At 60.4% G+C, this 22,319-nt stretch carries 19 protein-coding genes; 14 read left to right on the forward strand and 5 right to left on the reverse strand.

What is annotated here, in order from left to right; all coding sequences use genetic code 11:
* Window positions 1-141 precede the first annotated feature (141 nt).
* From AB4P94_RS01885 to AB4P94_RS01910, 6 genes are all read left to right on the forward strand, one after another.
* A complete protein-coding gene (locus AB4P94_RS01885; RefSeq protein ID WP_395609171.1) occupies window positions 142-1,536 on the forward strand; it encodes an OprD family porin in 1,395 nt (464 codons plus the stop codon).
* A gap of 80 nt (window positions 1,537-1,616) precedes the next feature.
* On the forward strand, window positions 1,617-3,215 hold the full coding sequence (locus AB4P94_RS01890; protein WP_395609172.1) for an ABC transporter substrate-binding protein: 1,599 nt from the start codon (window positions 1,617-1,619) through the stop codon (window positions 3,213-3,215).
* 76 nt (window positions 3,216-3,291) lie between these two features.
* Window positions 3,292-4,302, forward strand: coding sequence for an ABC transporter permease subunit (locus AB4P94_RS01895; protein ID WP_010565541.1), 1,011 nt, complete (start codon window positions 3,292-3,294; stop codon window positions 4,300-4,302).
* Between the two features lie 10 nt (window positions 4,303-4,312).
* On the forward strand, window positions 4,313-5,224 hold the full coding sequence (locus AB4P94_RS01900; protein WP_065911602.1) for an ABC transporter permease subunit: 912 nt from the start codon (window positions 4,313-4,315) through the stop codon (window positions 5,222-5,224).
* 10 nt (window positions 5,225-5,234) lie between these two features.
* Window positions 5,235-6,203: an ABC transporter ATP-binding protein gene (locus AB4P94_RS01905; protein ID WP_053131654.1), complete on the forward strand. Its 969-nt coding sequence runs from the start codon at window positions 5,235-5,237 to the stop codon at window positions 6,201-6,203.
* The gene (locus AB4P94_RS01910) at window positions 6,203-7,174 is read left to right on the forward strand and encodes a peptide ABC transporter ATP-binding protein (protein ID WP_017138288.1); all 972 of its coding nucleotides are present in this window, start codon (window positions 6,203-6,205) and stop codon (window positions 7,172-7,174) included. Before AB4P94_RS01905 ends, AB4P94_RS01910 begins: the two co-directional genes overlap by 1 nt.
* A gap of 106 nt (window positions 7,175-7,280) precedes the next feature.
* On the opposite strand, the gene AB4P94_RS01915 is transcribed toward AB4P94_RS01910, so the two are convergent.
* Window positions 7,281-7,544 carry a hypothetical protein gene (locus AB4P94_RS01915; RefSeq protein ID WP_395609173.1) on the reverse strand — a complete coding sequence of 88 codons (264 nt, stop codon included), beginning with the start codon at window positions 7,542-7,544 and terminating at the stop codon, window positions 7,281-7,283.
* A gap of 97 nt (window positions 7,545-7,641) precedes the next feature.
* The gene (locus AB4P94_RS01920; protein ID WP_395609174.1) at window positions 7,642-7,887 is read right to left on the reverse strand and encodes a hypothetical protein; all 246 of its coding nucleotides are present in this window, start codon (window positions 7,885-7,887) and stop codon (window positions 7,642-7,644) included.
* A gap of 315 nt (window positions 7,888-8,202) precedes the next feature.
* Between AB4P94_RS01920 and AB4P94_RS01925 the strand changes: the two genes are divergently transcribed.
* Window positions 8,203-8,532: a hypothetical protein gene (locus AB4P94_RS01925; protein ID WP_395609175.1), complete on the forward strand. Its 330-nt coding sequence runs from the start codon at window positions 8,203-8,205 to the stop codon at window positions 8,530-8,532.
* Between the two features lie 94 nt (window positions 8,533-8,626).
* On the opposite strand, the gene AB4P94_RS01930 is transcribed toward AB4P94_RS01925, so the two are convergent.
* Window positions 8,627-10,210 (reverse strand): peptide chain release factor 3, encoded by a 1,584-nt coding sequence (locus AB4P94_RS01930; protein ID WP_395609176.1) that lies wholly within the window; start codon window positions 10,208-10,210, stop codon window positions 8,627-8,629.
* 295 nt (window positions 10,211-10,505) lie between these two features.
* Here AB4P94_RS01930 and AB4P94_RS01935 point away from each other — a divergent pair, with 295 nt between their 5' ends.
* From AB4P94_RS01935 to AB4P94_RS01955, 5 genes are all read left to right on the forward strand, one after another.
* The gene (locus AB4P94_RS01935) at window positions 10,506-11,258 is read left to right on the forward strand and encodes an ABC transporter permease (RefSeq protein ID WP_395609177.1); all 753 of its coding nucleotides are present in this window, start codon (window positions 10,506-10,508) and stop codon (window positions 11,256-11,258) included.
* Between the two features lie 9 nt (window positions 11,259-11,267).
* Window positions 11,268-12,161, forward strand: a complete 894-nt coding sequence (locus AB4P94_RS01940; RefSeq protein WP_395609178.1) for a glycine betaine ABC transporter substrate-binding protein — start codon at window positions 11,268-11,270, stop codon at window positions 12,159-12,161.
* Between the two features lie 14 nt (window positions 12,162-12,175).
* Window positions 12,176-12,829: an ABC transporter permease gene (locus AB4P94_RS01945; RefSeq protein WP_395609179.1), complete on the forward strand. Its 654-nt coding sequence runs from the start codon at window positions 12,176-12,178 to the stop codon at window positions 12,827-12,829.
* Window positions 12,826-13,983, forward strand: a complete 1,158-nt coding sequence (locus AB4P94_RS01950; RefSeq protein ID WP_057006931.1) for a betaine/proline/choline family ABC transporter ATP-binding protein — start codon at window positions 12,826-12,828, stop codon at window positions 13,981-13,983. Before AB4P94_RS01945 ends, AB4P94_RS01950 begins: the two co-directional genes overlap by 4 nt.
* A gap of 447 nt (window positions 13,984-14,430) precedes the next feature.
* Entirely contained in the window at window positions 14,431-15,594 is a 1,164-nt protein-coding gene (locus tag AB4P94_RS01955) for a type III PLP-dependent enzyme (RefSeq protein WP_053117055.1), read from the forward strand.
* Window positions 15,595-15,643: 49 nt separating this feature from the next.
* Here the strand turns inward: AB4P94_RS01955 and AB4P94_RS01960 are convergent, their stop codons facing one another.
* A complete protein-coding gene (locus tag AB4P94_RS01960) occupies window positions 15,644-16,393 on the reverse strand; it encodes a tetratricopeptide repeat protein (protein WP_395609180.1) in 750 nt (249 codons plus the stop codon).
* Window position 16,394: 1 nt separating this feature from the next.
* Window positions 16,395-17,075: a Fe2+-dependent dioxygenase gene (locus tag AB4P94_RS01965; RefSeq protein ID WP_395609181.1), complete on the reverse strand. Its 681-nt coding sequence runs from the start codon at window positions 17,073-17,075 to the stop codon at window positions 16,395-16,397.
* Between the two features lie 205 nt (window positions 17,076-17,280).
* Here AB4P94_RS01965 and AB4P94_RS01970 point away from each other — a divergent pair, with 205 nt between their 5' ends.
* Both AB4P94_RS01970 and AB4P94_RS01975 read left to right on the forward strand, forming a co-directional pair.
* Window positions 17,281-19,554 carry a TonB-dependent receptor gene (locus tag AB4P94_RS01970; protein ID WP_395609182.1) on the forward strand — a complete coding sequence of 758 codons (2,274 nt, stop codon included), beginning with the start codon at window positions 17,281-17,283 and terminating at the stop codon, window positions 19,552-19,554.
* A gap of 136 nt (window positions 19,555-19,690) precedes the next feature.
* Entirely contained in the window at window positions 19,691-22,216 is a 2,526-nt protein-coding gene (locus tag AB4P94_RS01975) for a PepSY domain-containing protein (protein WP_395609183.1), read from the forward strand.
* Window positions 22,217-22,319 lie beyond the last annotated feature (103 nt).

Consider the following 22,319-nt stretch of genomic DNA (forward strand, 5'->3'; position numbering starts at 1 on the left):
CTGCTCTCCAGTAAACGTGCAGCCTTTTGTTGGGAATTATCCTACGGCAAACGTTTGCAATGGCTTGAACGAGTTACACACCCAATAGCCGGTTCACCTAAAAAGACCGGCATTAAAAAGAGAACCAAAGGAGCTTCACCCATGAAACTGAGCAGCAAAGCGCTTCTGGCCCTGGCCATCAGCAGCATCACGGCAACCGCCTTCGCTGAAACCCAAAGCCAGGACTTCGTTCCTACCACATTGGCCGGCACCAGCGCCCAAAGCGAGGCCAAGGGCTTTGTCGATGGCGCAAGCCTGGGCGGCACCACGCGTAACTGGTTCTCCAACGAACAGAAGTTCCGCGGTGGCAAGTTCACCTACCAGAAACACGGTGAAGCGCGCACCGATGCGTACCGTACCAACTGGGTACAGGGCACCATCCTGAACCTGAGCTCGGGCTTCACCCAGGGCACCGTGGGCGTGGCAACCGAAGTGGCGGCTTACAACGCCATCGTGCTGGACCGCAGCAAGCGTGACATCAAGGGCGGTTCCAACCGTACCCTGGCTGACTCCGACGGCGATGCAGTGGATCAGTGGAGCAAACTGGGCCTGGCCAACGTGAAGTTCCGCGTTTCGAACACCACCTTGACCGCCGGTCGCCAGAACTTCAGCAGCGGCATCATCGACACCATCGGTAACCGTGCCCTGCCATCGAGCTTTGAAGGTTTCGCGCTCAACAGCGAGGAGTTCAGCAACCTGTCGTTCCAGGGCGCTTACTTCGACCGCGTGTCGCCACGTACCGAGCAGAGCCTGTCGAAATTCCGTACCGAATACGGCAATGGCCAGGAAGCAGATCACGTCTACACCGCCGGTGTGAACTACCAGCCGTTCAAGAGCCTGAAAACCAGCTTCTTCGGCGCCCAAGTCAAAGACTTCTGGAACCAGTACTACTTCGGCGCTACCCACGAACTGGGTGACAGCCAGCAACTGAGCCTGACCACTGGCCTGAACTACTACAAAACCGTCGACGAAGGCAAAAAGTTGATGGGCAAGATCGACAACGACACTTACTCGCTGTCGCTTGGCCTGACTCACCAGGCTCACAGCCTGACTTTCTCGTACCAGGAAGTGAACGGTAACGAGTACTTCGACTACCTGCACGAAACCAACGGCATCTACCTGGCCAACTCCCTGACGTCCGACTTCAACGGCCCGAACGAGAAATCGTTCCAGATCGCTTACGGCATCAACATGGCCGAATACGGCGTACCAGGCCTGAAGTTCAACATCTACTCGGCTCGCGGCTGGGGCATCGACGGTACTCACTACACCGGCGACGGCGGCCGTGCCGGCTTCGCTTACAACGGTATCCAGGCTCAGGACGGCGAGAAACACCAGGAATACGGTGTTGGCACTTCCTACGCCATTCAGAGCGGCGCACTCAAGGCCACCACCATTCGTGGTACCTACGTGACTCACCGTGCCACTGCCAACCAGGCTGACGGCAACATCCGTGAGTTCCGCTTGGTCACCACCATCCCGTTCAACATTCTTTAATTAGCGCCAGGTAGACGGCGGGCTCATCACGAGCCCGCCGTCTACGCTTGTCTGGTTCCATCGATTGCAGAGGGCTCTGAATGAAAATGCTCCCGCTACAAGCCGCTGTGGCCGCTGCGCTGTTGAGCGTGGCGATCGGCGTTTCGGCCAAACCGCTGGTGGTCTGCACCGAAGCCAGCCCGGAAGGTTTTGACCCGGTCCTGTACACCACGGCGGTCACCGCTGACGCCGCCGCTGAAACGATGTTCAACCGCCTGGTGGACTTCAAGCCCGGGACCACCGAAGTGATTCCCGCACTGGCCAAGGCCCTGCCGGACATCAGCGCGGACGGCCTGACCTACACGTTCCACCTGCGTGACGACATCAAGTTCCACACCACCGACTACTTCAAACCCACGCGCAACCTGAACGCCGACGACGTGCTTTGGAGCTTCCAGCGCCAGCTGGACCCGAATCACCCGTGGCACAACAAGTCCAACGTGGGCTACCCGTACTTTGAAAGCATGGGCTTCAAGGAACTGCTCAAAAGCGTGACGAAGACCGACGACCACACCGTTGTCTTCACGCTGACCCGTCCCGAAGCACCTTTCCTGGCCGACCTGGCCATGGCGTTTTCCTCGATCCACTCCGCCGAATACGCCGACCAGTTGCTCAAGTCCGGCAAGACCGATGACCTGAACGCCAAGCCCATCGGCACCGGCCCGTTCATCTTCACCCGCTACGCCAAAGACGCCCAAGTGCGGTTCAAGGCCAACCCGGAGTACTTCCGTGGCAAGCCACCGGCAGACCCGCTGATTCTGGCGATTACCACCGACAACAACGTGCGCCTGCAAAAGCTCAAGGCCAACGAGTGCCAGATCGCGCTGTATCCCAAGCCCGATGACGTCCCCAGCGTCAAGGCCGACCCGAACCTGAAAGTCGACGAACTGGCGGCAATGACCACCAGCTACACCGCACTGAACACCACCCACAAGTACATGAGCGATGCCCGTGTTCGCCACGCAATCAACATCGCGTTCGACAAGGCCGGTTACACCGACGCCCTGTACGGCAAAGGCAACGCAGTCGTAGGCACTGGCCCATACCCGCCGACGCTGCTGGGTTTCAACGACAAACTGAAAAACCCGCCACGCGACCTCGACAAGGCCCGCGCCCTGCTCAAGGAAGCCGGCTTACCGGAAGGCACCGAGTTCACCCTGTTCACCCGTAACGGCGGTGGCCCGACCAACCCTAACCCGATGCTGGGCGCCCAGCGCATGCAGGCGGATCTGGCCCAGATTGGCCTGAAGGTCAACATCAAAGTTATGGAATGGGGCGAGATGCTCAAGCGTGCTAAAAACGGCGAGCACGACATGGTTTCGGCCGGTTGGGCCGGTGATAACGGCGACCCGGATAACTTCCTCACCCCAAACCTGAGTTGCGATGCAGCGAAAAACGGCGAAAACTACGCCCGCTGGTGTAACAAAGAGTTTCAAGACTTGATCGACAAGGCGCGCGCCATCGCTGAACCCCCCCAGCGCGCTGCACTCTATGAACAAGCCCTGGACGTTTTCGACAAGGACCAACCCTGGATTCCCATGGCTTACCCGAAAATGTTCACCGCCATGCGCAAAAACGTCGAGGGTTATACCCAAAGCCCTCTGACGACCAATAACTTCGCCACTACCCAGGTGAAGTAATAAGAGAAGACGCTCGGCACCGTCGACATTGACGGTGCCGAACCTGCCTAACCGGCTGACTGAGGTACACAACAAGATGTTTAGTTTTATTGCCCGCCGATTGGGGTTATTGATCCCCACGTTTTTCGGCATCACGTTGCTCACGTTTGCGTTGATTCGCATGATCCCCGGCGACCCCGTTGAAGTCATGATGGGCGAACGACGAGTCGACCCCGAGATGCACGCACAGGCAATGGAACGCCTTGGCCTTAACAAGCCGCTGTATGCGCAATACCTGGACTATGTAGGCAAGCTCGCCCATGGCGACCTCGGTGAATCGCTGCGCACACGCACCAGCGTGTGGACCGAATTCACCGCCCTCTTCCCCGCGACCCTGGAACTGTCCATGGCCGCCCTGTTGTTTGCCGGTATCCTGGGCCTGTTGGCCGGGGTGATCGCGGCCCTGAAACGAGGATCCCTGTTCGACCATGGGGTGATGGGCATCTCCCTGGCGGGATATTCGATGCCGATCTTCTGGTGGGGCCTGATCCTGATCATGTTCTTCTCGGTGAGCCTGGGCTGGACCCCGGTTTCCGGGCGTATCGACCTGCTCTACGACATCGAGCCGCGCACCGGCTTCATGCTGATCGACACCCTGCTGGCTGACGAGCCGGATGCGTTCTTCGACGCCCTGCACCACCTGATCCTGCCGGCCATCGTGCTCGGCACCATCCCGCTGGCCGTGATCGCGCGGATGACCCGTTCATCGATGCTCGAAGTGCTGCGTGAAGACTACATCCGTACCGCCAAGGCCAAAGGCCTGTCGCCGGCGCGCGTGGTGTTCGTGCACGGCCTGCGTAACGCGTTGATTCCGGTACTGACCGTGGTCGGCCTGCAAGTCGGCACCCTGCTGGCCGGTGCGGTTTTGACCGAAACCATCTTCTCGTGGCCCGGCATCGGCAAATGGCTGATCGAAGCCATTGGCGCGCGGGACTACCCGGTGGTGCAAAACGGCATCCTGTTGATCGCCTGCCTGGTGATCCTGGTGAACTTCGTGGTGGATATCCTCTACGGCTTCGCCAACCCACGCATCCGTCACCAGCGCTGAGATCATGACCATGACCACACCTACTCAAGTGTCAGCAGTCGATCAAAGCCTGCTGTACCCGTCCCCGTACAAAGAATTCTGGCAAGCCTTCTCCAAGAACAAAGGCGCGGTTGCCGGCCTGCTGTTCATGTTGCTGGTGGTGTTTTGCGCGCTGTTTGCCCCTTGGGTGGCACCGCATAACCCGAGCGAGCAATACCGTGACTTCCTGCTGACCCCGCCGGCTTGGCTGGAAGGCGGGCAGATGCAGTTCCTGCTCGGCACCGACGAACTGGGCCGTGACCTGCTGTCGCGCCTGATCCAGGGTTCGCGCCTGTCGTTGCTGATCGGCTTGTCGTCGGTGGTGATGTCGCTGATCCCGGGCATCCTGCTGGGTCTGTTCGCCGGGTTCTTCCCGCGCCTGCTTGGCCCAACCATCATGCGCTTGATGGACATCATGCTGGCCCTGCCGTCGCTGCTGCTGGCTGTCGCCATTGTCGCGATCCTCGGCCCTGGCCTGATCAACACCGTGATCGCCATCGCGATCGTCTCGTTGCCGTCGTATGTCCGTTTGACCCGCGCGGCGGTGATGGGCGAGCTGAACCGTGACTACGTGACCGCCGCCCGCCTCGCCGGCGCGGGCTTGCCGCGCCTGATGTTCATCACCGTGCTGCCTAACTGCATGGCGCCGCTGATCGTTCAGGCCACCCTGAGTTTCTCCTCGGCGATTCTCGATGCCGCGGCCCTGGGCTTCCTCGGCCTTGGCGTACAACCGCCAACCCCTGAGTGGGGCACCATGCTGGCCTCGGCCCGTGACTACATCGAACGCGCCTGGTGGGTAGTGAGTTTGCCGGGTTTGACCATTTTGCTCAGCGTGCTGGCAATCAACTTGATGGGTGACGGCCTGCGCGATGCGCTGGACCCGAAACTCAAGAACGCCGCCTGAGGAGATTCCCATGTCACTGTTAGAAATCAAGAATCTCAACGTCCGCTTCGGCGACAAGACCGCCGTACCGGTGGTCGACGGCCTCGACATCTCCGTCGACAAAGGCGAAGTACTGGCGATCGTTGGCGAGTCGGGCTCGGGTAAATCCGTGACCATGATGGCGCTGATGGGCCTGATCGAGCACCCCGGCATCGTCACCGCCGACGCGCTGAACTTCGACGGCAAGGACATGCTCAAGCTGAGCAACCGCCAGCGTCGCCAAATCGTCGGCAAAGACCTGGCGATGGTGTTCCAGGACCCGATGACCGCGCTGAACCCCAGCTACACCGTGGGTTTCCAGATTGAAGAAGTGCTGCGCCTGCACTTGAAAATGTCCGGCAAGCAAGCGCGCAAACGTGCGATCGAACTGCTCGAAAAAGTGGAAATCCCGGGCGCTGCCAGCCGTATGGATGCCTACCCGCACCAACTGTCCGGCGGTATGAGCCAGCGTGTGGCCATCGCCATGGCGATTGCCGGCGAGCCGAAGCTGCTGATCGCAGACGAACCGACCACCGCGTTGGACGTAACGATCCAGGCACAGATCATGGAACTGCTGCTGGCCCTGCAAAAAGAACAGAACATGGGCCTGGTGCTGATCACTCACGACCTCGCGGTGGTGGCTGAAACCGCCCAGCGCGTATGCGTGATGTACGCCGGCCAAGCTGTAGAAGTCGGGCAGGTGCCGCAGTTGTTCGACATTCCGGCGCACCCGTACAGCGAAGCCCTGCTCAAGGCGATCCCAGAGCACAGCCTGGGCGCCACGCGCCTGGCCACGCTGCCGGGCATCGTTCCAGGTCGTTACGACCGCCCGCAAGGTTGCCTGCTGTCGCCGCGCTGCCCGTATGTGCAGGAAAGCTGCCGTCAGACCCGCCCGGGGCTCGACCCTAAATCCAACAGCCTTGCGCGCTGCTTCTACCCCTTGAACCAGGAGGTGGCGTAATGGCCGTCGTTCTTACCGCCCGCGACCTGACCCGTCACTACGAAGTGTCCCGTGGCCTGTTCAAGGGCCACGCGCTGGTACGTGCGCTTAATGGTGTGTCCTTTGAGCTGGAAGCCGGCAAAACCCTCGCCGTGGTCGGCGAGTCGGGTTGCGGCAAATCCACCCTGGCCCGTGCGCTGACGCTGATTGAAGAGCCGTCTTCGGGTTCCTTGAAAATCGCCGGCCAGGAAGTGGCCGGCGCCGACAAGGCCCAGCGCAAGCAACTGCGTAAAGACGTACAGATGGTGTTCCAGAGCCCGTATGCCTCGTTGAACCCACGGCAGAAAGTCGGTGATCAACTCGGCGAACCGCTGTTGATCAATACCAACCTGTCCGCCGCCGAGCGCCGCGAGAAAGTGCAGGCGATGATGAAGCAAGTGGGCCTGCGCCCTGAGCATTATCAACGCTACCCGCACATGTTCTCCGGTGGCCAGCGCCAGCGGATCGCCCTGGCCCGCGCGATGATGCTGCAACCCAAAGTACTGGTGGCGGATGAGCCGACCTCGGCACTGGACGTGTCGATCCAGGCCCAGGTGCTCAACCTGTTCATGGACCTGCAGCAGGAATTCAACACGGCCTACGTGTTCATCTCCCACAACCTGGCGGTGGTGCAACACGTCGCGGACGATGTGATGGTGATGTACCTCGGCCGCCCGGTGGAAGTGGGCCCCAAGGAAGACATCTACGCCCGCCCGCTGCACCCGTACACCCAGGCACTGCTGTCGGCCACCCCGACCATCCACCCGGACCCGAACAAGCCGAAGATCAAAATCGTCGGCGAGCTGCCTAACCCGCTGAACCCGCCACCTGGCTGCGCGTTCCACAAGCGCTGCCCGTATGCGACCGCGCGCTGCAGCAGCGAGGAGCCGCAACTGCGGGCCCTGGATAACCGCCAAGTGGCTTGCCACTACGCGGAGCAATTCGTGGCCTGACCCGTAAAAAGATGCCCCGGCTGACAAAGCCCGGGGCATTGCTTGAGTTCTACCGCCCCGCCCGCCAGATTGCGCATCAGTCCGGCCGGTGGGGCTTTTTTATGCCTCAGGTATCGCTGTCACCTTCAGGGGTGTCATCGTCATCCGGCGGCGCTTGCTGGTCATCATCATCCTTGCTGCCGCCCTGATCTTCATCGCCGGGTTCAGCTTCCGACTTGGCCAGTTGCAAGTGCTTGCCCTGCGCCGTCTGCACTGCCGAAAAGCCCGCCTGGCTGCCCTGCGCCGGGGTATGCGCCCAGGCCGTCGACATCCCCAACGACAACAGCACCAACACTTTTATCAACAGCACTACACGTTGAAAAATACTCATGGTCGATTTCCGTCCAGTCAGTAGATGAATCCTGCACGACAGCCTTTTACCGCCGCCAGGGTAGACGCTAGTCCTAATGCCGGGTTTACGCCAGGCCTCAGGTGTCGCCGTCGTCGTAGGTTTCGCTGTCCTCACCTTCGTTATAAGGGTTTTCTGCATCCTCCTTCGGCGCGGGTTGGGCCTGGGGCTGCCAACTGCCGGAGTTGACCTCGCTTTGCTTCCTTTTGGTGACCGGGCCGGTGTCCTTCCACTGAGGTGTTCCGGCATCCGCCAGCGCCGCGGTGCACGCCAGCCCCAGGCACCCCAGCAGCACCAGATGAATGGCGCGTTGAGTTATACGCAAGATCGCCTCCTGATCCGTCGGTGAATGGGTGCAATAGTTGAAACGCTAGACCGGATGTGGCCTTCCCGCCAACTCCCGGTTATACGCAGATCAAAATGTGGGAGCTGGCTTGCCTGCGATGCAGACACCTCGGTGCTTCAGAGACACTGAGTTGATGCAATTGCAGGCAAGCCAGCGCCCACATGGTTGATAGCTCAAAGCCGGGAGGTAGTTGCGCGTCAGACTTTTCCGAAAATCTTGAACCCTCTGCCTGGATCATTGCTCCGGCGAAACATCAAACACTAAAGTCCAGCCTTTCCTCATCAAGGCTAAAGCATGAAAACTTTACTGGCTGCACTCGCACTCACCACCGCCGTTATCAACCTCACGGCCTGCGCAGGTCTCTACAACACCATCTATAACGACAACTGGAACTACTCCGACCTCAATAAGGACGGGCAACTTTCAAGGCAGGAATGGAGCGTGTACATGCAGGATCGCGGTAATAAAACAGCCCAGGAACTGGGGTATACCGACAAATCAGAATTTGATGGTGTTGCCTTTAAAACGGCAGACAAAGACAAGAATGGATTTATCGCTCGCGCCGAATACGACCGTTATGTAGAAGAAGCGATTACTAAAAGTTACTACCCCGCAAAGAAATAGCCATCACCACCAAATGCGGAGCCGGCTCTGTATTCATTGGGGATAGGGAGCGCTACAAGATGGGCCATACCAGCGGTATGGCCCATCTTGTTTTTTAGTGATGCTCGCGGGTCGCGCGGAATTTCACATCCGGCCAGCGTTCTTCCATCAACGCCAGGTTGACCCGGGTCGGCGCCAGGTAAGTCAGGTGACCACCGCCGTCCACCGCGAGGTTTTCCACGGCCTTGTTGGAGAACTCTTCCAGCTTCTTCTTATCGGCGCATTCGATCCAGCGCGCGGAGTACACGGTGATCGGCTCGTAGGAGCACTCAACCTTGTATTCCTCTTTCAAGCGGCTGGCGACCACATCGAACTGCAGCACACCGACGGCGCCGAGAATGATGTCGTTGCTGCGCTCGGGGAAGAACACCTGGGTGGCACCCTCTTCCGCGAGTTGCTGCAGGCCCTGGCGCAGTTGCTTGGACTTGAGCGGGTCACGCAGGCGTACGCGGCGGAACAGTTCCGGGGCGAAGTGCGGGATGCCGGTGAAGCCCAACGCTTCGCCTTCGGTGAAGGTGTCACCGATCTGGATGGTGCCGTGGTTGTGCAGACCGATGATGTCACCGGCGAAGGCTTCTTCGAGCTGTTCACGCTCGGAGGAGAAGAACGTCAGGGCATCGCCGATGCGCACGTCCTTGCCGGTGCGCACGTGGCGCATCTTCATGCCTTTTTCGTATTTGCCGGAGCAGATGCGCATGAAGGCGATACGGTCGCGGTGTTTGGGGTCCATGTTCGCCTGGATCTTGAACACGAAACCGGTGAATTTCTCTTCAACCGGCTCCACGGTGCGCTCGTTGGCAACACGGGCCAAAGGCTTCGGCGCCCAATCGACCACGGCATCGAGCACGTGGTCCACACCGAAGTTGCCCAGAGCAGTACCGAAGAACACCGGGGTCAGCTGGCCGTCGAGGAACTCCTGCTGGTTGAACTCGTGACAGGCGCCCTGCACCAGTTCCAACTGGTCGACGAAACGGTCGTACTCGTCACCCAGGTGGGCGCGGGCTTCGTCCGAATCAAGCTTCTCGATGATCTTGGTTTCGGTGCGCTCGTGACCGTGGCCGGCGGTGTAGACAATGATGTAGTCGTCGGCCAGGTGGTACACGCCTTTGAAGTCGCGGTAGCAACCAATCGGCCAGGTGATCGGCGCGGCCTTGATCTTCAGGACGGCTTCGATTTCATCGAGCAGCTCGATCGGGTCGCGGATGTCGCGGTCGAGTTTGTTGATGAAGCTGACAATCGGCGTGTCACGCAGACGGCATACGTCCATCAGCGCGATGGTACGTGGCTCGACGCCTTTACCGCCGTCGAGGACCATCAACGCCGAGTCCACCGCAGTCAGAGTGCGGTAGGTGTCTTCGGAGAAGTCTTCGTGGCCCGGGGTGTCGAGCAGGTTGACCATGTGGTCGCGATACGGGAACTGCATGACCGACGTGGTAATGGAAATACCCCGTTGTTTCTCCATTTCCATCCAGTCAGAGGTGGCATGGCGGTCGGATTTGCGGGATTTCACCGTGCCGGCCACAGCGATTGCCTTGCCCATCAGCAACAGCTTTTCGGTGATGGTGGTTTTACCGGCATCGGGGTGGGAAATAATGGCGAAAGTGCGGCGTTTCGCGACTTCGGCGGCCTGGTGGGTCATGGGAAATCGCCTGGCAGGTGAGTCAAAAAAGGGCGGCGAGTATAGCGCAAACCCCGGGCGCCGGACCACCGTTCACCCGATTGGGGGTGGCTAAATGCTGCCAAGTATGGAACCTTTTAAAAGGTCGAGACGTCCACTCCCCTGCTACCGCACTCGGAACAGGGGCTGATAAATCAGCAAGTTAGCCTGACGAGGCTGCGCTCATGGCTCGATCGCATACCGCGTTGCCGGTATCGGCGAGCTGCTTTTCGCGAACACATTCGCCGACAGCCAGGAATGGCATTGCCGCTCGGAAATGTGTTCGCCGACAAAAGAAAAAAGGAGTCCGCCTGTGGCTATTCGCTATGGCAAAGGGCTGATAGGAGGAGCGGTTGTCGTCGCCCTTCTGGCCCTGCTGGTCCACTGGATCGGCATCAACACGATCGAATTGTACCGCGACGATTTGTTGTTTTACCTGCAAGCTCACCTGATCCTCGTTCTAGTCTCCATGCTGGCCGCCCTTGTTGTGGGCATCCCCGCCGGTATCCTGCTCAGCCGACCGAACATGGTCGGGCGCGCAGAACGCTTCATGCAGATCTTCAACATCGGCAACACCGTCCCTCCCCTGGCCGTACTGGCCATCGCCCTCGGCGTCCTCGGCATCGGCAGTGGCCCGGCCATCTTCGCGCTGTTCCTGGCCTCCCTCCTGCCCATCGTGCGCAACACCTACGAAGGCCTCAAAAACGTCCAGGGTTCCCTGAAAGAAGCCGCCACCGGCATCGGCATGACGCCGCGCCAGGTGCTGTTTCGCGTGGAGTTGCCCAACGCCGTGCCGATTATCATCGGCGGCGTGCGCGTGGCCTTGGCGATCAACGTGGGGACCGCACCGCTGGCCTTTCTGATTGGCGCCAACAGCCTCGGCAGCCTGATTTTCCCCGGTATTGCCCTGAACAATCAGCCGCAATTGCTGCTCGGCGCCGCGTGTACCGCGTTGCTCGCCTTGCTGCTTGACGGGCTGGTGACCCTGGCCAGCCGCCTCTGGCTGGAACGCGGGCTGCGGGCGTCTTAAGGAATCGACATGAAAAAGCTGACATTGATACTGAGCTGCGTCCTGCTGTTCGCAGGGTTTGCGCAAGCCGCTGAAAAACCGGTCATCCGCATCGGTGCCCGGGTGTTCACCGAACAGACCCTGCTCGCCGAAATCACCTCCCAGTACCTGCGCACCAAGGGCTACGACACCCGCGTGACCGGCGGCCTGGGCAGCAACCTGGCGCGCAGTGCCCAGGAAAGCGGGCAACTGGACCTGATCTGGGAATACACCGGCGTGTCGCTGGTGGCCTACAACCATGTGGACGAGAAGCTCGATAGCGAACAGTCCTACGCCCGAGTGAAAGAACTCGACGCGAAAAAAGGCCTTGTCTGGCTCTCGCCGTCGAAGTTCAGCAACACTTACGCCCTGGCCCTGCCGGAAAAGGTGGCCGCGGAATACCCTGAAATCAACAGCATCAGCGACCTCACTCAAGCCATGGCCGAAAACACCAGGGAAAACCGCCTGGTCGCCCTGGACACCGAGTTCGCCAACCGCTCCGACGGCCTGGCCGGCATGGTCAAGCTGTACGACATGAACCTGACCCGCAAAAACACCCGGCAGATGGACGCCGGCCTGGTCTACACCGCGCTGCGTAATGGCCAGGTGTTTGCCGGCTTGGTCTACACCACCGACGGTCGCCTGAACGCCTTCAAATTGAAGCTGCTGGCAGACGACAAGCATTACTTCCCGGACTACACCGCAGCGCCCGTGGTGCGCCAGGTGTATCTCGACGCCCATCCGGAATTGGCGGCCGACCTCAAGCCACTGGCTGCCCTGTTCGACGACGAAACCATGCGCCAGCTCAACGCGCGCGTCGACGTCGACCATGAAAGCCCATCCGCTGTTGCCGCCGATTTCCTGCGCCAACATCCGATCAACTGAAAAGAGGAGAAGACATGGAATTTTTAAACGCCTTTTCCCATCTTGATTGGGCTCAGGTCCTGCACCTGACCTGGCAGCACATCACCCTGGTCGGCATCGCCGTGGTCCTGGCCATCGTCGTGGGCGTGCCCCTGGGCGTGCTGATGACGCGCTTCCCAACCCTCGCCGGCCCGCTGCAAGCCAGCGCCACGGTGCTGCTGACCGTGCCGTCCATTGCGCTGTTCGGCCTGCTTCTGCCGTTTTACTCCAAGTTCGGCCAAGGCCTGGGGCCGATGCCGGCGATCACCGCCGTGTTCCTCTACTCCCTGCTGCCGATCATGCGTAACACCTACCTCGCCCTGACGGGCGTGGACGCGGGCATTCGCGAAGCTGCACGCGGCATCGGCATGACCTTCGGCCAGCGCCTGCGCATGGTCGAGTTGCCCATCGCGGTGCCGGTGATCCTCGCCGGTGTGCGCACCGCCGTGGTGATGAACATCGGTGTAATGACCATCGCCGCCACCATCGGCGCCGGTGGCTTGGGTGTACTTATTCTGGCTGCCATCAGCCGCAGCGATATGTCGATGCTGATCGTCGGCGCCGTGCTGGTCAGCCTGCTGGCTATCTTCGCCGACCTGCTTTTGCAATGGCTGCAACGCTCGCTGACTCCAAAAGGACTGCTCAAATGATCGAACTTCAAAACCTGACCAAGACTTTTCAAAGCAACGGCAAAACAGTGTCTGCCGTGAACGACGTAAGCCTGACCGTCAATGAAGGCGAAATTTGCGTGTTCCTCGGCCCGTCGGGCTGCGGCAAGAGCACCACGCTGAAAATGATCAACCGCCTGATCAAGCCCACGTCGGGCAAGATTCTGATCAATGGCGAAGACACCACCGACCTCGACGAAGTGACCCTGCGTCGCAACATCGGTTATGTGATCCAGCAAATCGGCCTGTTCCCGAACATGACCATCGAGGAAAACATCGTGGTCGTGCCCAAGCTGCTCGGCTGGGACAAACAGAAATGCCACGACCGCGCCCGCGAGTTGATGAGCATGATCAAGCTGGAGCCCAAGCAGTACTTGCACCGCTACCCGCGTGAGTTGTCCGGTGGCCAGCAACAGCGGATCGGTGTGATCCGCGCGCTGGCAGCTGACGCGCCGCTGTTGTTGATGGACGAGCCGTTCGGTGCGGTCGACCCGATCAACCGCGAGATGATCCAGAACGAGTTCTTCGAGATGCAACGCGCGCTGAACAAGACCGTGATTATGGTCAGCCACGACATCGACGAAGCCATCAAACTGGGCGACAAGATCGCGATCTTCCGCGCCGGCAAACTGCTGCAGATCGATCACCCGGACACCTTGCTGGCCCACCCGGCCGACGAGTTCGTCAGCAACTTCGTGGGCCAGGACAGCACCCTCAAGCGCCTGTTGCTGGTGAAGGCCGAGGATGCGGCCGACAATGCGCCGTCAGTGAGCCCGGAAACCCCCGTGGCCGAGGCGCTGGAACTGATGGACGAGCATGACCGCCGTTATGTGGTGGTCACCTGCGCCGAGAACAAGGCGCTGGGTTATGTGCGACGCCGCGACCTGCACCGTCAGGCCGGTACCTGCGGCCAGTACCTGCGCGAGTTCAACGCTACGGCGGCGTATGACGAACACTTGCGCATCCTGCTGTCGCGCATGTACGAGTTCAACCGCTCGTGGTTGCCGGTGATGGATGCGGAGCGAGTGTTCCTGGGTGAGGTGACGCAGGAGTCGATTGCCGAGTACTTGAGTTCCGGTAAGTCCCGTGGGGGCAAGACCAGTATTGTTTCGCCTGCCGAGACGGCGTTGGCCTGATAGACCGCTATCGCAGGCAAGCCAGCTCCCACAGTTGAAATGCATTTCCCTGCTGGAATGCAATTCCCTGTGGGAGCTGGCTTGCCTGCGATGAAGGCACCACAAATCCCGCTGATTTGCCCCAACCGGGGAACATCAATCCGTCACACCGGTCGGTTACATAAGTAGCTGCACGCGGTCCCGCGACGAACGCGTGCAAAAACGCGACATTTTTAGTTGATCTCAAGCCCCTCACGCCCTAAAGTTCGCGCCGAACGTCCATGCTGGAAACGATCCATCCGGCTCAAGTACTGACGACGAGACAGCAAGGCCAAGGGAAGCGGTTATTCCCATGGCCTTTTTGCTTTCGGCGACATGCCTTGGGAAGTAGGCGAACCAAAGTGGGGATACGGAGGACGTTCATTTGCACCCATTGACTAAAACAGTTTGCCCTTAGGAGTTCCCAGCATGTCGATCAACGTCGAAGATTATTTCGCGCGCGCCACTTTTGACAAAATGAAGGCGTTCGCCGACAAGCAAGAAACCCCGTTCGTGGTGATCGACACCGCGATGATCAGCCAGGCCTACGATGACCTGCGCGCCGGTTTCGAATTCGCCAAAGTCTATTACGCGGTCAAGGCCAACCCCGCCGTCGAGATCATCGACCTGCTCAAAGAGAAGGGTTCGAGCTTCGACATCGCCTCGATCTACGAGCTGGACAAGGTCATGGACCGTGGCGTCAGCGCCGACCGTATCAGCTACGGCAACACCATCAAGAAATCCAAGGACATCCGCTACTTCTACGAGAAAGGCGTGCGCCTGTTCTCCACCGACTCCGAAGCCGACCTGCGCAACATCGCCAAGGCCGCGCCGGGCTCGAAAGTGTATGTACGGATCCTCACCGAAGGCTCGACCACCGCTGACTGGCCTTTGTCGCGCAAGTTCGGCTGCCAGACCGACATGGCCATGGACCTGCTGATCCTCGCCCGCGACCTGGGCCTGGTGCCGTACGGCATCTCCTTCCACGTCGGTTCGCAACAGCGCGACATCAGCGTGTGGGACGCAGCGATTGCCAAGGTCAAAGTGATCTTCGAACGTTTGAAAGAAGAAGACGGCATTCACCTGAAGCTGATCAACATGGGCGGTGGCTTCCCGGCCAACTACATCACCCGCACCAACAGCCTGGAAACCTACGCTGAAGAAATCATCCGTTTCCTCAAGGAAGACTTCGGCGACGACTTGCCGGAAATCATCCTGGAGCCAGGCCGTTCGTTGATCGCCAACGCCGGTATCCTGGTCAGCGAAGTGGTCTTGGTCGCGCGTAAATCCCGCACCGCCGTCGAGCGTTGGGTGTACACGGATGTGGGCAAATTCTCCGGCCTGATCGAAACCATGGACGAAGCCATCAAGTTCCCGATCTGGACCGAGAAGAAAGGCGAGATGGAAGAAGTGGTCATCGCCGGCCCGACTTGCGACAGCGCCGACATCATGTACGAGAACTACAAATACGGCCTGCCGCTGAATCTGGCCATTGGTGATCGTCTGTACTGGTTGTCGACCGGTGCCTACACCACTAGTTACAGCGCGGTTGAATTCAATGGCTTTCCGCCGTTGAAGTCTTACTACGTGTAAGAACGCTGCGCATAAAAAACCCATGACGTGTCATGGGTTTTTTTATGCCTCAAGACAAGGTAACGGCGCGTTGCTGGTAGGCTTCAGCCATGGCGCGAATCTGCGGATCGTTTGCGGCCTCCAAGGCTTTATGGGCCGTACGCAAAAACTTGAGATTCCCGCCCGTCAACGCCTTGCGCAACCACTGCAGTGCCTCTTCGATTTGGCCTTTATCAGCCAGCACCGCTGCATAACTGAACTGTCCGCGAAAATCGCCACCCTCGGCGGAACGGCGATACCAGTCGACGGCGGCCTCCAGATCTCGTGGACAAAACTGCCCGTCTTCCAAATAACGACCCACCAGGTTCATGGATTTGGCATGCCCCTGCTCGGCCGCCAGACGATAAAACATCAGCGCTAGCGGGCGATCTTCAGCCACACCTCGGCCGGTAGCCAGCAGGTTCGCGTAGTTGTACTGGCCCCAATCCAACCCAGCCTCCGCCGCTCGGCAATATTCCTTCGCCGCCGCTGCCTGATCGACGGCACAGCCCCAGCCATGCTCCAGGCAACGTCCGGCCATATTGCGCGCCATCAAATGCCCACCTTGGGCCGCGATCTGAAACCAACGCAGTGCCAACGCTTCATCCCGCGCAATGCCGCGCCCTTCCAGCAGGATTTGCCCGAGCAACGCCTGGGCGTCGAGCACGCCCTCCTTCGCCGCCATCAGGATGGCCTGGGCGGCGCGCACCGGGGAGTCGTCGAGCATGCTTTGCAGTTGCTCGACGTTGAGCACTTCTTCGCGGCGCAATAAAAAGCCCATCTCAGACCTCAACCCAGCGGCGCAGCAGGTTGTGATAGGTGCCCGTCAGTTGGATCAGCGCCGGGTGGTCCGGCACGTCACGGGTCAGTTGCTGGATGGCGCCGTCCATCTCGAACAGCAGCGTGCGCTGGCTGTCTTCACGTACCAGGCTTTGGGTCCAGAAGAACGAGGCATAGCGTGCGCCTCGGGTCACGGCGTTGACTTTGTGCAGGCTGGAGCCGGGGTACAACACCATGTCGCCGGCCGGCAGCTTGACGCGCTGCAGGCCAAAGGTGTCCTGGATCTCCAGCTCGCCGCCGTCGTATTCCTCCGGGTCGCTGAAGAACAGCGTCGACGACAGGTCAGTGCGCACCCGTTCGTGGCTGCCCCGGGCTTGGCGCACGGCGTTGTCGATATGAAAGTCGAAACTGCCGCCGGCGGTGTAGCAATTCAGCAGCGGCGGGAAGACCTTGTGCGGTAACGCCGCTGACATAAACAGCGGGTTTTTCCACAAACGTTCCAGCATCGCCGCGCCGATTTCCTTGGCCAGCGGGTGGCCTTCGGGCAACTGCAGGTTGTGTTTGGCCTTGGCCGACTGGTGCCCGGCGGTGATTTTACCGTCGGCCCATTCGGTATTTTCCAGGGCCTGGCGAATGCGCTGCACCTCCTCGCGAGAGAACAGGCCGGGAATGTGCAGCAACATGGGCGATACCTGAAATCAGAGGGATGCCAATGGTATTGATTCTTATCCGCCCTGTAAAACACGGCAGACGAATGAGTTCGTAAAAACCGTAAGGCAAAAGTGTAAAGAATGTAAATTCCTCACGAATAGCAATGTATCGCAATTGATAGAAAGTCTTGTTCGCCCTATATTCCGCGCCCTCACCTCCTTGGGGAAAGGACAACTCATGTCGCGCACCATACAAAAAACACCTGTCAGTTCACCTCGCATGCTGGCTTCGGCCATCGGCGTTGCCCTCAGTGCCAGCTCTGCCGCCCAATTGGCGCAAGCGGCCGAAGACACCGAACCAAAAGGCCAGCGCAACAGCATCTCCCTTGGCGCCACCAGCATTACCGGTGAGGCACAGGACAACACCTCTTATCAGGTCGAAAAAGCCTCTTCGCAGAAGTACACCGCGCCGCTGGTAGACACCCCCCGCTCGGTCACCGTCGTGCCGCAACAAGTGTTGAAAGACACCGCCGCCACCTCGTTGCAGGACGCCCTGCGCACCGTGCCGGGCATCACCTTCGGCGCGGGTGAAGGCGGTAATCCCCAGGGCGACCGCCCGTTCATCCGGGGTTTTGACGCCCAGGGTGACACCTATCTGGATGGCGTGCGCGACACCGGCGGCCAGAGCCGCGAGATTTTCGATATTGAATCGATTGAAGTCAGCAAAGGCCCGAACTCGTCCTTCGGCGGTCGCGGCTCAGCCGGCGGCAGCATCAACCTGGTCAGCAAGACGCCCCAAGCGCGCGACTTCACCAACGGTGGTTTCACCTACGGTTCCGACCAGACCCGGCGCTACGTACTCGACGTCAACCGTCAGTTCCTCGACGACAGTGCCGCGTTCCGCCTGAACTTGATGAGCCACGAGCAAAACGTGGCCGGCCGTGACGTGATCGACTACGACCGCTGGGGCGTGGCGCCATCGCTGACCTTCGGCCTGGGCACACCGACCCGCGTCAACTTCAGCTACTACCACGTGGAAAGCAACGACCTGCCGGATTCGGGGATTCCGTATGGCTACAGCTCGCCGACGGCCACTGCACACGTGCATGACAAACCCACCGACGGCGGCGACAGCAATAACTTCTACGGCCTGAAAGACCGCGATTTTCGCAAGACCCGCGCCGACATCAGCACGTTCTCGATCGAGCACGACCTGAACGACAACATGACGCTGAAAAACACCCTGCGCCACGGCAGCACTGGCCAGGATTATGTGCTGACCCAGCCAGACGACAGCCAGCGCAACGTCAACCGTTTCGGCACGGTGTGGCGCCGCGCCAATACTCGGGTTTCGACCACCGAAACCACGACCAACCAGACTGACCTGTTCGGCAACTTCCAACTGGCGGGCATGAAGCACTCGTACTCCACCGGCTTGGAATTCACCGGCGAAGAAACCCGCGTCAGCGGCTACACCGTCAGCCCGAACGCCAACCCGACCTGCACCGTGGCCAAAGGCAGCCTGGGCGGCCAATGCACCTCGCTGAGCAACCCGACACCGGACGACGCCTGGACCGGCAGCGTCGCGCGCAACTACATGGGCACCAACACCAAGGCCACCAGCCGCGCCGCCTATGTATTCGACACCATCGAGCTGGATCCGAAATGGCTGCTGAACGTCGGTTTGCGTTACGACACCTTTGATACAGTAGCCAACACCAATGCCGTAGCCGGGCGCAGCAAGCTCAAGGACGACAGCCAGTTCTTCAACTGGCAGGCGGGTCTGGTCTGGAAGCCGCTGGACAACGGCAGCATCTACACCTCCTATGCCACCTCGGCAACACCTGCTGGTGGCCTGGTCGGTGAAGGTGCAGAGAGCAATCCGCTCAGCAGCGATCTGCAACCGGAGGAAACCGTCAACTACGAGCTGGGCACCAAGTGGGATCTGTTCCACAACCGCCTTTCCCTGACCGGCGCGATCTTCCGTACCGAGAAGAAAAACACCCGAATCCTGGTAGACGCCAACACCTATGACACTGCGGGCGAGTCGCGCGTCGATGGTCTGGAACTGTCCGCCAGCGGCAAGCTCACTGATCAATGGCAGGTGTTCGCCGGTTACAGCTACCTGAAAAGCGAGCTGGTCGACCCTGGCAAAAACGGCAACCGTTCCGGAGCAATCATCGCCGGCTCCAACAAAGGCAACCAGATGCCCAACACGCCGAAGAACACCTTCAGCCTGTGGACCACGTATGACATCACGCCAAAACTGACCGTCGGCGGCGGCGCGTTCTACGTCGATCAGGTTTACGGCGACCCGGCCAACACCGTCTACGTACCGGCCTACACCCGCTACGACGCCATGGCCAGCTACAAGTTGACCAAGAACGTCGACCTGCAGTTGAACGTGCAAAACCTGACCGACAAGACCTACTACGACAAAGCCTACGCGGCGCATTTCGCCAACCAGGCTGCCGGTCGTACGGCCCTGTTGACCACCAGTTTCCACTTCTAAACACGGCCAGGGTTCGGCCAGAAGCCCCACGCATCGGATGCGTGGGGCTTTTGCGTGTAAAACAGAATATTTCTCGTTAACCCACGGCATAATGCGCGCCGTGACTTTTATATCCAGCTGAGCGAGGCGGTCCGACGTGTTGAAGAAAACCCTGTTCCAGTTGCACTGGTTCTTCGGCATTACCGCCGGGCTGGTGCTGGCGTTGATGGGGATCACCGGGGCCACGGTCTCGTTTCAGGATGAAATTCTGCGGGCGCTCAACCCTACCGTCTTGAGCGTCGAAAAACGTGAAGCCGGCGTGCTGCCGCCTGCCGAACTGGTGCGCAAGCTCGAAGCCACCGAGGGCAAGACCGTCGCCATGCTCTGGGTGGAAAGCGAGAGCGGCAACGCCGCGCGCGTGTTCTTCACGGCCCCGCCCGGCGAGCGTCGTGGCCAGATGCGCTACTTCGATCCCTACACCGGCGACTACATGGGCGACGCTGTCGGCCAGGACTTCTTCGGCTTTATCCTGCAGTTCCACCGTTTCCTGGTCATGGGTGATGTGGGGCGCAACATCACCGGTGCCTGCACCCTGATCCTGGTGTTTTTCTGCCTGAGCGGCCTGTACCTGCGTTGGCCGCGCCAAGTGGCGAGCTGGCGTGCCTGGCTGACGCTGGACTGGCGCAAAAAAGGCCGCAGCTTCAATTGGGACCTGCACTCGGTGTTCGGCACCTGGTGCCTGCTGTTCTACCTTTTTTCGGCGCTGACCGGCCTGTATTGGTCCTACGACTGGTACAGCCAGGGCCTGAACAAATTGATGTCCGACGCGCCGCAAAACGAGCGTGCGCGCAAACGTGGCCCCGCGCCCGAAGGCCCGGCGCCGGTGGCCAACTACGATGCGATCTGGAGCAGCATCTACAGCAACGCCGGCCCCGAATTGAGCGCCTACAACATCCGCATGCCGGCCGTCGCCGGGCAGCCGGCCATTGTGTATTACCTGCTCAAATCATCGCCCCACGACCGCGCGCAAAACCAGATCAACCTTGACCCGGCCACCGGCGAGGTCAAGTCCCAGGACCGCTACGCCAGCAAGAGCTTCACGTCCCGCCTGCTCACCAGTATCTACGCCCTGCACACCGGCAGTTACTTCGGCCTGCCGGGGCGGATCATCCTCACCGTCAGTTCGTTGATGATGCCGCTGTTCTTCATCACCGGCTGGCTGTTGTACCTCGACCGTCGTCGCAAAAAACGCCAGGTGCGCGAGGCCCGCAAAGGCCTCGGCCCCCCCCAGAGCAACGCACCCGCCTGGCTGATCGGCTTCGCCAGCCAAAGTGGTTTCGCCGAACAACTCGCATGGCAAACGGCCGGGCAATTACAGGCGGCAGGGTTGCCGGTGAAAGTGCAGCCGCTGGGCAGCGTCAGCCAAAGTGACTTGAGCCAGTCAGAAAACGCGCTGTTCGTGGTCAGCACGTTCGGCGATGGCGAAGCCCCCGACAGCGCCCGTGGTTTCGAACGCAGCGTGCTCGGCCAGGACCTGCCCCTCAAAGGCCTGAACTATTCAGTGCTGGCGCTGGGTGATCGCCAGTACGAACATTTCTGTGGCTTTGCCCGGCGCCTGCATTTCTGGCTGACCCACCAGGGCGGCAATGCGCTGTTCGCCCCGGTGGAGGTCGACAGCGGCGACACCCTGGCGTTGCAGACCTGGCAACAGCAACTGGGCCAACTCACAGGCCACGCACCCGCAGCTGTCTGGCAGCCCGCGCAGTACGATAACTGGACGCTGAGCCAACGCCGTTTGCTCAACCGCGACAGCGTCGGCGCAGACGTCTACTTGCTGGGCCTCACACCGCCTTCGCCGCAGACCTGGCTGGCGGGTGACCTGGTGGAAATCCTGCCGCGCAATTGCCCGTGGGCTATCGAGCATTTCCTCGCGGGCCTCGGCCTGGCAGGCAGCGACGGCGTGGTGATTGACGACCTGCCGCAAACCCTCAACCAAGCCTTGGCCACTCGCCAACTGCCGGACAACCGCGCCCATCTGGTGGGCTTGCATGCTCAAGCGCTGGTCAGCGCGCTGGTGCCGTTGGGCATGCGCGAATACTCCATCGCCTCGATTGCCAGCGACGGCGTGCTGGAGCTGATCGTGCGCCAGGAACGCCACCCCGACGGCAGCCTGGGCCTGGGCTCCGGCTGGCTGACCGAACACGCCGCCCTCGGCACCGGCATCAGCCTGCGCCTGCGCCGCAACAGCGGTTTCCACCTGCCGGAGGCGCCCGTACCGTTGATTCTGCTCGGCAACGGCACCGGCCTTGCCGGGTTGCGCAGCCTGCTAAAAGCGCGCATTGCCGACGGTCAGCAGCGCAACTGGTTGCTGTTTGGCGAACGCAATATCGCCCATGACTACCTGTGCCAGGACGAGCTGCAAGGTTGGCTGGCCAGCGGCGACCTGGCCCTGCTGGACCTGGCGTTTTCCCGCGACCAGGAAGAGAAAATCTACGTGCAGGACCGCCTGCGTGAGTCCGCCGATGTGCTGCGCAAATGGCTGGCAGACGGCGCCGCGATCTATGTGTGCGGCAGTTTGCAGGGGATGGCGACGGGGGTGGATCAGGCGTTGCACGACATCCTCGGAGGCGAAGCCGTGGAGCGCTTGATCGAGCAAGGCCGTTATCGGCGGGATGTGTACTGAGCCCCCATAAACACCGAGGAACAAATGTGGGAGCTGGCTTGCCTGCGATGCAGGCACCTCGGTGTGTCAGTCACACCGCAGTGATGCTATCGCAGGCAAGCCA

Origin of the sequence: Pseudomonas sp. B22129 (assembly GCF_044218875.1) — a bacterium.
GTDB lineage: Bacteria > Pseudomonadota > Gammaproteobacteria > Pseudomonadales > Pseudomonadaceae > Aquipseudomonas.

Bases quoted from the DNA above. Each gene is read 5' to 3' on its own strand.
- AB4P94_RS01900 (WP_065911602.1), top strand. From the start codon at position 4,313: ATGACCACACCTACTCAAGTGTCAGCAGTCGATCAAAGCCTGCTGTAC.
- AB4P94_RS01935 (WP_395609177.1), top strand. From the start codon at position 10,506: ATGTGTTCGCCGACAAAAGAAAAAAGGAGTCCGCCTGTGGCTATTCGC.
- AB4P94_RS01950 (WP_057006931.1), top strand. From the start codon at position 12,826: ATGATCGAACTTCAAAACCTGACCAAGACTTTTCAAAGCAACGGCAAA.
- AB4P94_RS01930 (WP_395609176.1), bottom strand. From the start codon at position 10,210: ATGACCCACCAGGCCGCCGAAGTCGCGAAACGCCGCACTTTCGCCATT.
- AB4P94_RS01960 (WP_395609180.1), bottom strand. From the start codon at position 16,393: ATGGGCTTTTTATTGCGCCGCGAAGAAGTGCTCAACGTCGAGCAACTG.
- AB4P94_RS01910 (WP_017138288.1), top strand. From the start codon at position 6,203: ATGGCCGTCGTTCTTACCGCCCGCGACCTGACCCGTCACTACGAAGTG.
- AB4P94_RS01965 (WP_395609181.1), bottom strand. From the start codon at position 17,075: ATGTTGCTGCACATTCCCGGCCTGTTCTCTCGCGAGGAGGTGCAGCGC.
- AB4P94_RS01895 (WP_010565541.1), top strand. From the start codon at position 3,292: ATGTTTAGTTTTATTGCCCGCCGATTGGGGTTATTGATCCCCACGTTT.
- AB4P94_RS01915 (WP_395609173.1), bottom strand. From the start codon at position 7,544: ATGAGTATTTTTCAACGTGTAGTGCTGTTGATAAAAGTGTTGGTGCTG.
- AB4P94_RS01885 (WP_395609171.1), top strand. From the start codon at position 142: ATGAAACTGAGCAGCAAAGCGCTTCTGGCCCTGGCCATCAGCAGCATC.
- AB4P94_RS01955 (WP_053117055.1), top strand. From the start codon at position 14,431: ATGTCGATCAACGTCGAAGATTATTTCGCGCGCGCCACTTTTGACAAA.
- AB4P94_RS01905 (WP_053131654.1), top strand. From the start codon at position 5,235: ATGTCACTGTTAGAAATCAAGAATCTCAACGTCCGCTTCGGCGACAAG.
- AB4P94_RS01890 (WP_395609172.1), top strand. From the start codon at position 1,617: ATGAAAATGCTCCCGCTACAAGCCGCTGTGGCCGCTGCGCTGTTGAGC.
- AB4P94_RS01925 (WP_395609175.1), top strand. From the start codon at position 8,203: ATGAAAACTTTACTGGCTGCACTCGCACTCACCACCGCCGTTATCAAC.
- AB4P94_RS01970 (WP_395609182.1), top strand. From the start codon at position 17,281: ATGTCGCGCACCATACAAAAAACACCTGTCAGTTCACCTCGCATGCTG.
- AB4P94_RS01945 (WP_395609179.1), top strand. From the start codon at position 12,176: ATGGAATTTTTAAACGCCTTTTCCCATCTTGATTGGGCTCAGGTCCTG.
- AB4P94_RS01940 (WP_395609178.1), top strand. From the start codon at position 11,268: ATGAAAAAGCTGACATTGATACTGAGCTGCGTCCTGCTGTTCGCAGGG.